This is a genomic window from Paracoccus sp. (in: a-proteobacteria) (assembly GCF_046289755.1).
GTDB lineage: Bacteria > Pseudomonadota > Alphaproteobacteria > Rhodobacterales > Rhodobacteraceae > Paracoccus.
On record NZ_JBKBVD010000048.1, the window covers coordinates 15,478 to 28,624 of the forward strand.

Genomic DNA, 13,147 nt, shown 5'->3' on the forward strand with positions numbered 1-13,147 from the left:
CCCTATTGAAAGCTCAGGTTCTTGAAGGCGCGCGTCTGCGCGGTCAGCGCGGCCTCGACCGGCAGACGCTCCATCGAGCTGGCGCCGTAAAACCCGTGGCAGACCGCCGCCGTGCGCAGGACATGGGCCGCATCATCGGGCGAGGCGATGGGGCCGCCATGGCACAGCACGATCACATCGGACCGGACCTGCCGCGCGGCCTCGGAAATGGCGTCGATCTCGGCCACGCAATCATCCAGCGTGCGCGCCGTTTCCGCTCCGATCACCCCGCCTGTGGTCAGCCCCATATGTGCCACGATAATGTCAGCCCCCGCCCCTGCCATCGCCCGCGCCTCATCGGGGTTAAAGACATAGGGCGTCGTCAGCATGTCGCGGCGGTGGGCGCGCGCGATCATGTCCACCTCCAGATCAAAGCTCATCCCGGTTTCCTCAAGGTTCTGGCGGAACGCGCCGTCGATCAGCCCGACGGTCGGGAAGTTCTGTACCCCGGCAAAGCCCAGAGCCTTCAGCCGGTCCAGATGGTCGTCCATGATCAGGAACGGATCGGTGGCGTTGACACCCGCGATGACCGGGGTGTGGCGGATCACCGGCAGCACCTCGCGCGCCATCTCCAGCACGATGTCATTGGCGTTGCCATAGGCCAGCACCCCGGCCAGAGAGCCGCGCCCCGCCATCCGGTAGCGCCCGGAATTGTAGATCACGATCAGGTCGATGCCGCCCGCCTCTTCGCATTTCGCCGACAGGCCGGTTCCCGCACCGCCGCCGATGATTGGCTGGCGCGCCGCGATCTGGTCACGAAAGCGCTGCAGCAGCCATTGCCGGTCAAGATGGCGCGCGCGTCCGTTCACCAGGGACGGGTTCTGGGTGTTCATCGGGAAATCTCCTGAAACTGAGAGGTAAGGACGGCCGCGAATTCGGGATCGTTGATGGCATGGGGCGTCTCGATCAGCCTGCGCCGCGCGGTCTGGTGCAGGGTCTGGCGGATCGCGGCGAACAGCGCCTGATCGGCTGCGGGGTCGTGAAAGGGCTGCCCCGGAACCGCGATGGCCGAGACACCGCCAAGCGGCAGGACCAGCCGCACATCGCCCTCGCAGAGGTTCAGCCGGGTGGCGATGAAGGTGCCGATGGCGTGGTTTTCCCCGGGCGTGGTGCGCATCAGGGTGATCTGGGGGTTATGTTCCAGAAACAGGCGGCCCCGGTATCGGTCAGGCACCGTGTCCGGGGCGCCGAAATTCACCATATCGACCGCGCCCACCGATCCGACCCAGGGCAGGCCGGTGCGCGCCACGGCGCCAAAGCGGTCGGCGGTGCAGGGAAAGACGCCGCCGCAGAGGTAATCGGCCACCTCGGTCGTGGTCGTGTCGATGATCCCCGCCAGCAGCCCGGAATCGGCCAGCTTTTCCATCGACTGCCCGCCGGTGCCGGTGGCGTGAAAGACGTAGCACTCATATTGCGCGGCCAGCCGTTCGCGCAGCTGCGTCACGCATCGGGTGGTCACGCCGAACATGGTCAGCCCCAGACCGGGCCGGTCCGAGGGGGCGGGTTCGGGCCGCCACAGCACCATGCCCGCCGCCGCATGGGCGGCATTGCCGATCACCTGACGGCTGATCGCGTTCAGCCCGGCAATGTCGGTCACGGAATAGACCATGCCGATGTCGCTCGGCCCGACATAGGGCGCGACATTGCCCGAAGCCACGGTCGAGACCATCAGCTTGGGCAGCCCCACCGGCAGGCCGCGCATGGCGGCAGTGACCAGCGCGGTATTGCCCGACCCGCCCAGTCCCAGCACGCAGCCAATATCGTCGCGTGTGGCCAGAAACCGCCCCAGCGCCACCGCCATGGCCGCCACAGCCGCCCCGCGATCCGGCGCGGCCAGCACCGCCTCCGCGCCCTCGGGGTGATGGGCCGCCACCTCGCGCGCCGCAATATCGGCAGCGGCATCGTCGCCCGGCTGCGTGCCGACATCGACCAGAACCGCGCCCGCCCCGGTCTGGCGGATCAGGCGGCAGGCATAGCGCAGCTCGCAGGCCTTGGTGTCGCAGGTGCCGATGACATAGACCTTGCGCGCATCCCCGGTCATGTCGCGGCCCCCTCATGTGCGGCGCTGACGCCCAGATAGCGTTGTTGCAATGCCTCGTCGCGGGCCAGATCGCGGGCATCCATCGTGGCGGCGATCCGGCCGGTGACCATCACCGCCACCCGGTCCACCGCCGAGGTCGCGACGCGCAGGTTCTGTTCGACCAGCAGCAGCCCCATGCCCTCGGCGGCGATGGTGCGCAGCACGTCGATCAGGTGATCGACAATGACCGGGGCCAGCCCCTCGGAGGGCTCGTCCATGATCACCAGCGCCGGGTTCATCAGCAGCGCGCGACAGATCGCCAGCATCTGCTGTTCACCGCCCGACAGCTGATGGCCGCCATTGCGCCGCCGCTCGGCCAGCCGGGGAAAAGTGTCGTAGGCGCGCTCGATCGTCCAGGGCACGTCGCGGCCCTGCGAGACGAGGCGCAGATGCTCGTCCACCGACAGCGACGGGAAACAGCGCCGTCCCTGCGGCACGATGGCGATGCCACCCCGCGCCACGCGGTTGGGCTTCAGCCCGTCGATGCGGGCGCCCCGGAACCGGATCTGACCGTCCGAGGGGCGGTTGAACCCCATGATCGTCTGGCACAGCGTCGTCTTGCCCATGCCGTTGCGCCCGACCAGCGCCAGCGCCTGCCCGCCCACCGACAGGGTGATGCCCTGCAGGATATGGGCCTGCCCAAAGCGGACATGCAGGTCGCGGATGTCCAGCAGACTGTCCGTCATCAATGCGCCCCCAGATAGATGGCCCTGACCTCGGGATCGTCGGCGATGCGGTCGGGCGTGTTTTCAACGACAACGGCGCCGTCCTTCATCACCGTGACCATGTCCGAATTGGGCAGGGCCACATCCATGTCATGTTCGATCAGGATCAGCGTCAGATCGCGCGGCAGGGCGCGGATCAGCCGCGACAGTTCCGGCCGGTCGCCCGAGGACAGGCCCGCCGCCGGCTCATCCAGCATCAGCACGCGCGGGTCCGAGGCCAGCGCCATCGCGACCTCCAGCTGGCGGCGCTGGCCATGCGACAACCGGCTGACCTGTTCCTGCGCGACATGGGACAGCCGCACCCGGTCGCACAGCCCGCGCGCCTTGACCATATCGGCATCGCCCGCGCGCGGACGGCGGAACGAGAACCGCCCCGCCTTGGCCCCGCGCACCGCCAGATAGACGTTCTCGACCACGCTCAGCCCGTCGAACAGCAACGAGTTCTGATAGGTCCGCCCGATCCCCTTGCGCACCCGCTGATGGGTGCCGAGGCGGCCAATATCCTCACCATGCAGCAGGATCGTCCCCGAGGTCGGGGGGAAATCGCCGCAGATCGTGTTGAACAGCGTCGTCTTGCCCGCGCCGTTGGGGCCCAGAATGGCGCGCCGCTCGCCCGGCGCGATCGTCAGCGTCACGTCGCGCACCGCGTGCAGCGCGCCAAAGCGCCTGCCGACATTGCGCAGCGACAGGGCGGCCACGGGGCCGCGTTCCGAAAGGGTCATCATCATCGTCCTTGGCCTGTGGCGTCCCCTCACCGGCGCGCACCGGAGAGGGGCTGAAACGTCGCGCCTCAGTTGGCGGGCGGGCAGTCGGGATTGTCGCGCGAGGGCGAGCCCAGGGCCATGAACGCCTCCTGATCCATGCCCATGGTCTGGGTCACGGCCTCGGTCTTGGCAAAGGTCTCGGTGCGCAGGGTGCCGTCCTGATCGACCACGCGGGTCAGGAAGATGTCCGACACCGCCTGCCGGTTCTCATCCAGACGGACGGTCGCGCCCATCGGGTTGGTGAACTCAAGATCCGCCAGCGCCTGCTGGAACGCCGCCTGATTGTCCGACAGATCGCCGCCGACCTCTTCCAGCGCCAGCAGCACGGCCTGCAGGTTGGTGTAATAGTTCACCGCATGGATCGAGGGGCTGTCGAACCCGTCCGGCCAGCGTTCGCGGTATCGGGTGATAAAGGCCTGCCAGTTTTCGTGTTCGTTGATGTCGGCGATCGGCCCGGCCGAGATCATCCCCTCCATCAGCCGCTGATGCGGGCCGCGCGCGCTCATCAGCGTCTGGTCGGCCATGATCGAGCCCGCGATGATCGGCAATTCGCCCCCGGTCTGGGCATATTGGGTCAGAAAGGCCAGCCCGTCGGTGCCGCCCTGCACCACCACCAGCGCCCCGGCATCAGCGGGGATGCGCGCAATGATCGACGAGAAATCCGTGGTGTTCAGCGGCGACCACAGCTTGGTCACAGCCCCGCCCGCACCGCAGAATTCGTGCATGAAGCCAAAGACCTGCGAATAGGGAAAGGCGTAATCCGCCGCGATCACCGCGACATGATCCACGTCCATTTCCTCATGGACATAGGTGCCGACCCCGGCCATCCATTGCGTGCCATCGGTCGAAAAGCGGAAGAAATTGGGCGAGGGGTCGCGCAAGGTCGTGTCCGACGCGCCGGACGAGCCGTTCACAAAGGTCTTGCCCTCCAGCGTGCGGGAATAGTCGCGCAGCGCGATCCCCTCGGCGCCCGACAGCGGCCCCACGATGATGTCGACATTGTCCTGCTCGATCAGCTTGCGCGCGCGGGCCAGCGCCACATCGGCATCCGCGTTCGAGCTTTCGCGGATCCACTCGATCCGCTTGCCGCCGACCTGATAGTCGTAATCCTCCAGCAGCATCTCCATCGCGCGATAGGCGTCCTGCCCTCCCGAGGCAAACGGCCCCTCAAGCGTGGTGATCGACCCCAGGCGGATCACGTCACCGTCCTGCGCCAGCGCCGCCCCCGCGCCCAGCCCCGCCAGAATGGCAAGGCCCGCGGTGGTCGTTCTTGTCCTGCGAATGAAATCCATGTCTCTCTCCCTTGGCCTCTTCCTCCTCAGCCGCCGCCCGTCGAGGCCTTGAGCGGGCGGCATCGTCCTTATCAGCCCCGCGCGGTCACGCGGCGGGCTGATCGTCGGGCGTCTCCTCAGGCGTCCGGCCCTTGCGGGTCTGACCGCGACCGGCCAGATCGCGCAGCCGCTTGCCGATGCCCAGCACGCCGTCGGGCGACAGCAGGACGATCAGCAGAAACACGAACCCGATCAGGGTGTTGAAACGCTCGCGGTCATAGATATTGGCGGCGAACGTATCCATCAGCACAAAGATCAGCGCACCGATAAAGGCGCCCACCGGGTGGCCCAGCCCGCCGATCACCGCCATCACCAGAATATTGACCGTCGCCGCCATCCCGACCGATCCGGGTGAGATGCCAAAGTTGTAAAACGTCGTCAGCAGCCCGCCGCAGCCCGCGATAAAGCCTGCCACGCCAAAGGCCGCGATCCGGTGCAGCGCCACGTTGAAGCCAAGCGCCGTCACCCGCCGCGCATTGTCGCGGATGCCCTGCAGGACCAGCCCGAAGGGCGAGCGCACCAGATACAGCACCCCCAGAAACAGCGCGACCGCGACGGCCAGATTGACGAAATACAACACATAGAGGCTGCGGAACGGCAGGCCGAAGACCTCGGGGCCGACGACATTGCGGATGCCCTCATAGCCGTTGAACCAGTCGATATTGCTTTGCGCAAACAGGCTGAAGCCCACGGCCAGCGCCAGCGTGATCATCAGCATGTAGATATCGCGCGTCCGGACCGCGATGGCGCCGACCAGCAGCCCCGCAAGCGTGGCCGCGATCAGCGCCAGCGGGATGACCGCCGCGTAGGGCAGCGTCACCCCGCCCGAGGGGATCACCCCCGGCGCCAGCATCGCCGCCGTATAGCCCGCGATCCCCGCCACCATCGTCTGCGCCAGCGAGATGAACCCGCCATAGGTCGCCAGAAAGGTCAGCGACAGCGCCACGGTGCCATAGGCAAAGGCGCGACCAAGGATATTCGCGGTCCAGAAGGGCGCGGCGACAAAGGGCAGCACGATCAGCGCGGCCAGGATAGCGGTGCCGATCAGGATCTGCGGCTTTGGCAGCGGGCGCATCACGACACCCGCCCCAGCAGGCCCTGCGGACGCAGCGCCAGCACCAGCGCCATGATCATGAATGTCAGGATCACCGAATAGGTCGGAAACAGCGCCTGCCCCCATTGCTCGGCCAGCCCGATCAGCAACGCGCCGATCGCGGTCCCGCCGATCGAGCCCATGCCGCCGACGATCACCACCACCAGCGAGGTCAGCAGAAAGCGCACATCGACGCCCTGCCCCACCGGTTGGGCCGAGCCGCCGATGACGCCGCCCAGACCGGCCAGCCCGGCCCCCAGCGCAAAGACCGCAACCGCCACCAGCGGCACATTGACGCCGCAGGCCGCCAGCATCTGCCGGTCATCCACGCCCGCCCGCACCATCAGCCCCAGCTTGGTGCGGTTCAGCAGCAACCACAGCCCGCAGCCCACGATCAGCGCAATGACGATCTGAAACAGCCGGAAGGTCGGATAGCGGCCCAGCCCCGGCAGTTCGGTCGCTCCGAACAGGATCTCGGGTGGAAAGAACTGGAATGCGTTGCCGCCGAAACCCGCCAGCAGCTGATCCGCGATGATGATCGACACGCCGATGGTGACCAGCGCCTGACGCAGTTCCTGCCCCTGCATCCAGCCCAGCAGAGCCACCTGCATCACCACGCCGGTGACTGCCGCCGCCACCACGCCCGCCGCCAGCCCGGCGATCCAGGCCAGATCGCTGCCCGCCAGATACAGCCGGTCAAAGACGAAAAATCCGATATAGGCGCCCACCAGATACAGCGCCCCATGCGCCATGTTGACGGTGCGCATCAGCCCGAAGATCAGGGAAAACCCGCTGGCGACGATGAAATACAGCGCCGCCAGCGTGATCCCGTTCAGGGTGACGGTCGCGATGAAACTCAGGGTCAAACTATCCTCCCCGGAGGCCCTGCATCCGGGCTCCGCCTTGATCCGCTCTGTCATGAGGGCCTCCACCCGACCGCCAGTGTTCGTGCGATCCGGTCTCGACACCAGTGCGTGTTTTCGGCAAACTTGGGTAAAATGGGGTAAAGCGCATGGCGATGCTGATCCGGTCTTCTCTGCGGGACGCGGGCGGTGACGGCCTGCCCTTCCTGCACGCGCCCTGGGCGCAGGGCCTGCCGCTGTCGCGCGTCGATCTGCTGAGCCTGCTGCCCGTGACCGGCATCAACGACTGGTTTGACCAGCCCGCGGGTCCGGCACCGCCCGGCGCGGTTCACGGTCTGCTTGCCGCCGATCCGTTCATCCATATCCCCGACATCGCGCGAAGCCTGCTTCGCGCGGGGATTACGGGCGTGGCGAATTTCCCCTCGACCCAGCTGATGGATGGCGAGACGGTGCGCGCGCTGGATGCCAGCGGCTGCGGCCCGCAGCGCGAATTCGAGGTGATGGGCCAGCTGGCCGCGCTGGGGCTGGCGCTGACGGTGGTGGTGTCGGACATGGCCAGCCTGCGGACCGCCGCGCGCCTGCCCTGCCTGCGGATCGTGATCCATCCGGGTCTGCCGCTGCCCGAGGTGGCAGCGCGATCAGAGGCAGCCGCCCGTGCCGCCGCCCTGATCGACGCCGCCCGCCAAAGCTGCCCCGATGCGGCGATCACCCTCTATCACCCGCCGGGCTTCGGCCACGAACTGACCCCGGCCATTGCGCAAGCCGATGAGGTGCTCTGCTGGGCTGCGGATCACATGCCCGGCTGATTGCGCGGCGGCGCCAGCAACCCAAGCGCCTTCATCTTGTTATACAGCGTCTTGCGGGAAATTCCCAGAAACGCCGCCGTGCGGCCCCGGCGGAACCGGTTGCGCTTCAGCGCCTCCAGCAGCCATTCGCGTTCGTCGCCCTTTGGCGCGCGCGCGTCCCCGGTCCGGTCGGGCGACAGCGCCGCCTCGATCCGTGCGGCCGGAATATCGGTGCCGTCGGTCATCGTCACCGCCTGTTCCAGCACCGCGCGCAGCTCGATCAGATTGGCGGGCCATTGATGCGTGAACAGCAGCCGGAAAGCGTCGGCGGTCAGCTCCATCCGGTCGCGCCGCGCGGCGGCACAGATCGCCTCCAGCATCGCGCGGACCGTCATCGGCAGGTCTTCGGGGCGTTCGCGCAGAGAGGGGATCACCACCCGCCCGGCCTGCAGGCGCAGATCCAGATCGGGCGGCAGGCCCCCGCCCCCGCCCCCGCCCCCGCCCGGCGCCTCGGCGCGCACGATGCCGACCAGCCGCGCGCCCGGTACCATTTCGGTCACGCCATCCAGCCGGGTAAAGCGGCCCCGGTCCAGATCGTCCAGCAGACGGTGCAGAACCGGCGGCGGCGCGGCCTGCAGGTGATCGACCAGCACGGTCGCCCCCGCCACCTCCAGCGCGCCCCTGCGCCGCGCGCGGCCCGGCGCGGCCTCGACCCCCAGCAGGCCGGGTTCCAGATCGGCGCCCATCTCGCGCGCGTCCAGACGGATCAGCGGGCCGCGACGGTCGCTGATCGTGTGGATGGCGCGGGCCAGCGTGGTCTTGCCGGTGCCCGGCTCGCCCGCGATGGTCAGCGCAATGCCGGTCGGCGCCAGCCGTGCAACCCGGTCCAGCGCGGCCCGCATCGCGCGCGAGCGTCCGACCAGCCCGCTGACCCGCGAGATGCGGTCCGCCGCCAGATCCTGCGGGCTGGAGGTCTCGCGCAGCGCCGCCACGGTGCGAAAGGCCGAGGTGGTGCCCGTCACGCTCATTTCCAGCGGCAGCCGGTCAAAGGTCGAGCCGCCGACATAGCCATCGGCGCGCGCGCCCTTCATCACGTCATACATGTGATCCGGGCTGACGATCGGCCCGCCCTCGACCAGACAGGCCGTCCGATCACAGCGCGCGCGGATGCGGGCAAAGACGCGGCGGCTGAAATCAATCACCTCGTCCAGCGAGAAATCCTGGGCGTGTCCGCGCATGCCGCCCGCGTTCCAGCCGAAGTTCAGGCAGATGATCTCGATCCCGTGGTCCAGCAGCCGGTCCACCTCGGCCTGTGTCCGGGCGTAGCCCAGCCGCAGCAGCCCGGCCTCACCGGCCCGCGCCAGCATTTCGACCTCGCGGTCATAGCCCAGCCCGGCCTCGTCCAGCGCCCGCCGGAAGGTGCCGTCGTGATGGATGCTGGAGGGGAAATTGGCGACGCCCGCAAAGCCCGTCTGCGCCAGATCATCCACGAACGCGCCCAGATCCAGCCGCGGATCAAAGGCGCAGCCGCCAAAGAACACCGGCACGCGGACCCGGCCCAGAATCTCGCGGGTGGCAAAGCGGCGGGTAAAGCTGTTGCTGTCCGACAGGGGCAGCATGGCCGCGACCGAGGCGCCGCCCATCACGCGATAGCGCCCGGCATTCAGCGCCATCAGAAAATCGGCGCCGCCGACTTCGGCCGCCTCGGCGGTCATGCCGATGCCGATGGCCGCGCCGATCAGCGGCTGGTTTCCCTGCTGCCGCCGCGCGGCCAGATCCGGCAATGTCATGCGCATGCCCCCCGGCGCCACGTTAGGGCATCCGGGGGGCGCCGTCGTCTAGAAATCCACCTGTATCGCCACGCCGCGCTGCACCGCCAGTTCGACCGCCGCCGAGGCCACCGCCAGATCCTGAAGCCCGACCCCGGTGCCGTCGAACAGCGTGATCTCATCGGCGCTGGTCCGGCCCGGGTGCGTGCCGTTGATGACCGCGCCGATGGCGGTGATGGCCTCTGCCGTCAGCAACCCCTCGGCCACCGCATGCTGCGCCTCGCCGATGGTGACCGATTGCGCGACCTCGTCGGTGAAGACGGTGGCCGCCGCCAGCAACCCGGCCTCGACCTCCTGCTTGCCTTTGGTGTCGGTGCCCATGCAGGCCAGATGCGTGCCCGGACGCACCTGCGCCGCCTTCAGGATCGGGGCAAAGGATGAGGTAATCGTGATGATCACGTCTGCCTCGGCGCCCAGACGATCAAGGCTGACGGCCTCGAAGGGCAAATCCCGTTCGGCCGCGACCTGTGCCAGCCGGTCAAGGGCGGCGGGTTCGAGGTTCCAGCCGATCACCTTCTCGAAGGACCGCTGATCCAGCGCAGCGCGCAGCTGGAAGGTCGACTGATGCCCGGCACCGATCACCCCCAGCACCTTGGCGTCGGGCCGCGCCAGATGCCTGATCGACACCGCCGAGGCCGCCGCCGTGCGCAGCGCGGTCAGCAGATTGCCCCCGACCACCGCCCGGCACTGGCCGGTATCGGCGTCGAACAGAAAGACCGTGGACTGGTGGTTGGTCAGCCCCCTTGCCATATTGCCCGGCCAGAAGCCGCCCGATTTCAGCCCCAGCGCCAGGCTCTCGCGGTCAAAGCCCGATTTGAAACCATACAGCGCATCGGCATGGCCGATCGCCTCGCGGATCACCGGAAAATTATAGGCGGTGTCTCGCGCCATGGCGGCAAAGACCTGTTCAATCGCGGTAAAGCAATCCGAGGCCGAGACAAGCCCCGCGATCTCGCGTTCAGGGACAATGATCATGGGATTTCCTTGGGTTGGGGCTGGTGGATCAATAGGCCTTGCCACGGGCCGAGACCGGCCAGAGGGTCTCGACCTTGCCGCCGCGCACGCCGACATACCAGTCGTGGACGTTGCAGGTCGGGTCACAATGGCCGGGCACCAGCCGCAGCTTTTCGTTGATTGCCAGCACGCCGTCGGGGTCATCGACCACGCCATGCTCGTCCGAGCATTTGATGTATTTCACATCGTCGCGGCCATAGATGAAGGGCAACCCGCTGTCGACCGACTGCGCCTTGAGGCCCGCATCGACCACGGCCAGATGCGGCTTGGCATGGCTCATGACGCTGGTCAGGATGAACAGCGCATTCTCCCATTCGCCCTGATCAATCCGCTTGCCGTCCTGATCCAGAATGCGCCCGTAATCGGCATCCATGAAGGCGTAAGAGCCGCATTGCAGCTCGTTATACACGCCCGAATTCGATTCAAAGTAATACGACCCGGTGCCCCCGCCCGAGACCAGTTCGGCCTCCAGCCCCGCAGCTTTCAGCCCGTCGACGGCCTCGCGCACCTGCGCAATCGCGGCGCCCAGCCTCGCCTTGCGGTCGTCATAGCTGTCCATATGCTGCATCGCGCCCTGATAGGCCTGAATGCCGGTGAATATCAGCCCCGGCGCGGCGTCGATCGCCTGCGCGATCCCGACCACCGCCGCCGTGGTTTTCACGCCGCAGCGACCGGCGCCGCAGTCAATCTCGACCAGACATTCGATGGTGGTGCCGTGCTTTTCCGTCGCCGCCGACAGATCGGCCACATTCGCCACGTCATCGACACAGACGATGATCCGGCTGCCCCGTTTCGGCAGGCGCGCCAGACGGTCGATCTTGGCCGGGTCGCGGACCTGATTGGAGACCAGAACATCCTTGATCCCGCCGCGCACAAACACCTCGGCCTCAGAGACCTTCTGGCAGCAGACGCCGATGGCGCCGCCCAGTTCCTGCTGCAGCTTCAGCACATCGACTGATTTGTGCATCTTGCCATGGGCGCGGTGGCGCATGCCATGCGCCTTTGCATAATCGCCCATCTTGCGGATGTTCCGCTCAAGCGCGTCCAGATCGAGGATCAGGCAGGGCGTCTGGATGTCTTTCTCATCCATGCCCGGCAGGGCCGGGACATCATAACCTACCTCAAGACCGGCGAAATCCGGGTGTGCGTTCATGGTCTCTCTCCTCAGGTCCACGGCAGTGTGTCCAGATCGACATTGCCGCCTGTGATGATCACGCCGACACGCGCGCCGGCAAAGATCTTGGGGTTCTTCAGAATAGCCGCCAGCGGCACCGCGCTGGAGGGCTCGGCCACGATCTTCAGCCGCTTCCAGATCAGTTTCATCGCCTCGATGATCTCATCCTCGGACACGGTCAGAATATCGGTGACGTGGTTCTGCACAAAGTGCCAGGTCAGATCCTTCAGCGGCACTTTCAGGCCGTCCGCCACCGTCACCGGCGCGTCATCGGCGATGATATGGCCCGCCCTGAAGCTGCGATACGCGTCATCGGCCTGCTCGGGCTCGGCGGCATAGATCCTGACGCGGGGGGCCAGCGCGGACAGGGTCAGGCAGGTGCCCGACACCATGCCGCCGCCGCCGATGGGCGCGATGACCGCATCCAGCCCCTCGACCTGTTCGATCATCTCGGCGGAACAGGTGCCCTGCCCGGCGATCACGCGCGGATCATTATAGGGATGCACGAATTCGGCCCCCGTCTCGGCCACGACCTGCGCAAACACCGCCTCGCGCGATGTGGTCGAGGGCTCGCATTCGATCACCCGCCCGCCATAGCCGCGCACGGCGTCCTTTTTGGCCTGCGGCGCCGTATGCGGCATGACCACGGTGCAGGGAATGCCCCGCCGCCCGGCGGCATAGGACAGGCAGGTGCCGTGATTGCCGCTGGAATGAGTGGCCACCCCGCGCGCGGCCTGTGCGTCCGACAGGCCAAAGACCGCATTCGAGGCCCCGCGCGCCTTGAACGCCCCGGCCTTTTGCAGGTTCTCGCATTTGAAGAACAGGTGGGCGCCGGTCATCTCGTCCAGCATGCGCGAGGTCAGAACCGGCGTGCGGTGGATATGGGGTGCGATCCGCCTGCGGGCGGCCTGCATGTCGTCGATCGTCGGGATATACATCGGCGCATCCTTCATCACGCGGCGTCCCTCTGGGCGTGGGGGGCGCTGTGGCGGTAGTGTTCCTGCGCGGCGGCAACGCCCGATCCCAGGATCACCGGCAGGCCCAGATCGGCCATGACCATCTCGGCCGTGGCGATGCCCGACAGGGCCATCACATCGGTCAGGCTGCCCAGATGGCCGATGCGGAACACCTTGCCCGCAACATCGCCCAGCCCGGTGCCGAAGGCCACGCCATAGGTCGACAGCGCATGCGACACGATCCGGTTGGCATCGAACCCCTCGGGCGTGCGGATGGCGCTGACGCTGTCGGAATACAGCGCGGGCCGCGCCGCGCACAGCTCCAGCCCCCAGGCCGCGACCGCGCGGCGCACGCCTTCGGCGATGCGGTGGTGGCGGGCAAAGACATTCTCCAGCCCCTCGTCCAGCAGCATCTCGGTGGCGACCTTCAGCCCGTTCAGCAGCCCGACCGGCGGGGTGTAGGGAAAGCCGTTGGCGGCATAGCCCTTGGCCAT

Annotated in this window: 12 protein-coding genes and 1 pseudogene; 1 reads left to right on the forward strand and 12 read right to left on the reverse strand. The window is 67.5% G+C overall.

Translation table 11 applies throughout. The features are described 5' to 3' along the window. Positions 1–2 precede the first annotated feature (2 nt). The 7 genes from ACK41U_RS15520 to ACK41U_RS15550 form a co-directional block, all read right to left on the reverse strand. Positions 3–872, reverse strand: coding sequence for a phosphoenolpyruvate hydrolase family protein (locus tag ACK41U_RS15520; protein ID WP_409681884.1), 870 nt, complete (start codon positions 870–872; stop codon positions 3–5). Continuing rightward, on the reverse strand, positions 869–2,080 hold the full coding sequence (locus tag ACK41U_RS15525; protein WP_409681887.1) for a Tm-1-like ATP-binding domain-containing protein: 1,212 nt from the start codon (positions 2,078–2,080) through the stop codon (positions 869–871). The genes ACK41U_RS15520 and ACK41U_RS15525 overlap by 4 nt, the downstream gene beginning before the upstream one ends. Beyond that, the gene (locus tag ACK41U_RS15530) at positions 2,077–2,805 is read right to left on the reverse strand and encodes an ABC transporter ATP-binding protein (protein WP_409681890.1); all 729 of its coding nucleotides are present in this window, start codon (positions 2,803–2,805) and stop codon (positions 2,077–2,079) included. The genes ACK41U_RS15525 and ACK41U_RS15530 overlap by 4 nt, the downstream gene beginning before the upstream one ends. Continuing rightward, positions 2,805–3,566, reverse strand: coding sequence for an ABC transporter ATP-binding protein (locus tag ACK41U_RS15535; RefSeq protein WP_409681893.1), 762 nt, complete (start codon positions 3,564–3,566; stop codon positions 2,805–2,807). The genes ACK41U_RS15530 and ACK41U_RS15535 overlap by 1 nt, the downstream gene beginning before the upstream one ends. Positions 3,567–3,634: 68 nt before the next feature. Beyond that, positions 3,635–4,900, reverse strand: coding sequence for an ABC transporter substrate-binding protein (locus ACK41U_RS15540; RefSeq protein WP_409681897.1), 1,266 nt, complete (start codon positions 4,898–4,900; stop codon positions 3,635–3,637). Between the two features lie 85 nt (positions 4,901–4,985). After that, positions 4,986–6,014, reverse strand: coding sequence for a branched-chain amino acid ABC transporter permease (locus ACK41U_RS15545; protein ID WP_409681900.1), 1,029 nt, complete (start codon positions 6,012–6,014; stop codon positions 4,986–4,988). After that, the gene (locus ACK41U_RS15550; protein ID WP_409681903.1) at positions 6,014–6,898 is read right to left on the reverse strand and encodes a branched-chain amino acid ABC transporter permease; all 885 of its coding nucleotides are present in this window, start codon (positions 6,896–6,898) and stop codon (positions 6,014–6,016) included. Before ACK41U_RS15550 ends, ACK41U_RS15545 begins: the two co-directional genes overlap by 1 nt. Positions 6,899–7,044: 146 nt before the next feature. Here ACK41U_RS15550 and ACK41U_RS15555 point away from each other — a divergent pair, with 146 nt between their 5' ends. After that, positions 7,045–7,701: a phosphoenolpyruvate hydrolase family protein gene (locus ACK41U_RS15555; protein ID WP_409681906.1), complete on the forward strand. Its 657-nt coding sequence runs from the start codon at positions 7,045–7,047 to the stop codon at positions 7,699–7,701. Here ACK41U_RS15555 and ACK41U_RS15560 read toward each other — a convergent pair. The 5 genes and pseudogenes from ACK41U_RS15560 to ACK41U_RS15580 all read right to left on the reverse strand — a co-directional run. Next, positions 7,686–9,470 (reverse strand): phosphoenolpyruvate hydrolase family protein, encoded by a 1,785-nt coding sequence (locus tag ACK41U_RS15560; RefSeq protein ID WP_409681909.1) that lies wholly within the window; start codon positions 9,468–9,470, stop codon positions 7,686–7,688. The genes ACK41U_RS15555 and ACK41U_RS15560 overlap by 16 nt on opposite strands. A gap of 48 nt (positions 9,471–9,518) precedes the next feature. Then, the gene (gene bhcD, locus ACK41U_RS15565; protein WP_409681912.1) at positions 9,519–10,484 is read right to left on the reverse strand and encodes an iminosuccinate reductase BhcD; all 966 of its coding nucleotides are present in this window, start codon (positions 10,482–10,484) and stop codon (positions 9,519–9,521) included. 28 nt (positions 10,485–10,512) lie between these two features. Beyond that, on the reverse strand, positions 10,513–11,676 hold the full coding sequence (gene bhcC / locus ACK41U_RS15570; protein ID WP_409681916.1) for a 3-hydroxy-D-aspartate aldolase BhcC: 1,164 nt from the start codon (positions 11,674–11,676) through the stop codon (positions 10,513–10,515). Between the two features lie 11 nt (positions 11,677–11,687). Continuing rightward, positions 11,688–12,650, reverse strand: a complete 963-nt coding sequence (gene bhcB, locus ACK41U_RS15575; protein ID WP_409681919.1) for a beta-hydroxyaspartate dehydratase BhcB — start codon at positions 12,648–12,650, stop codon at positions 11,688–11,690. Further along, positions 12,650–13,147, reverse strand: a pseudogene (locus tag ACK41U_RS15580) (serine--glyoxylate aminotransferase); the annotation flags it as partial. The gene bhcB and the pseudogene ACK41U_RS15580, both read right to left, overlap by 1 nt.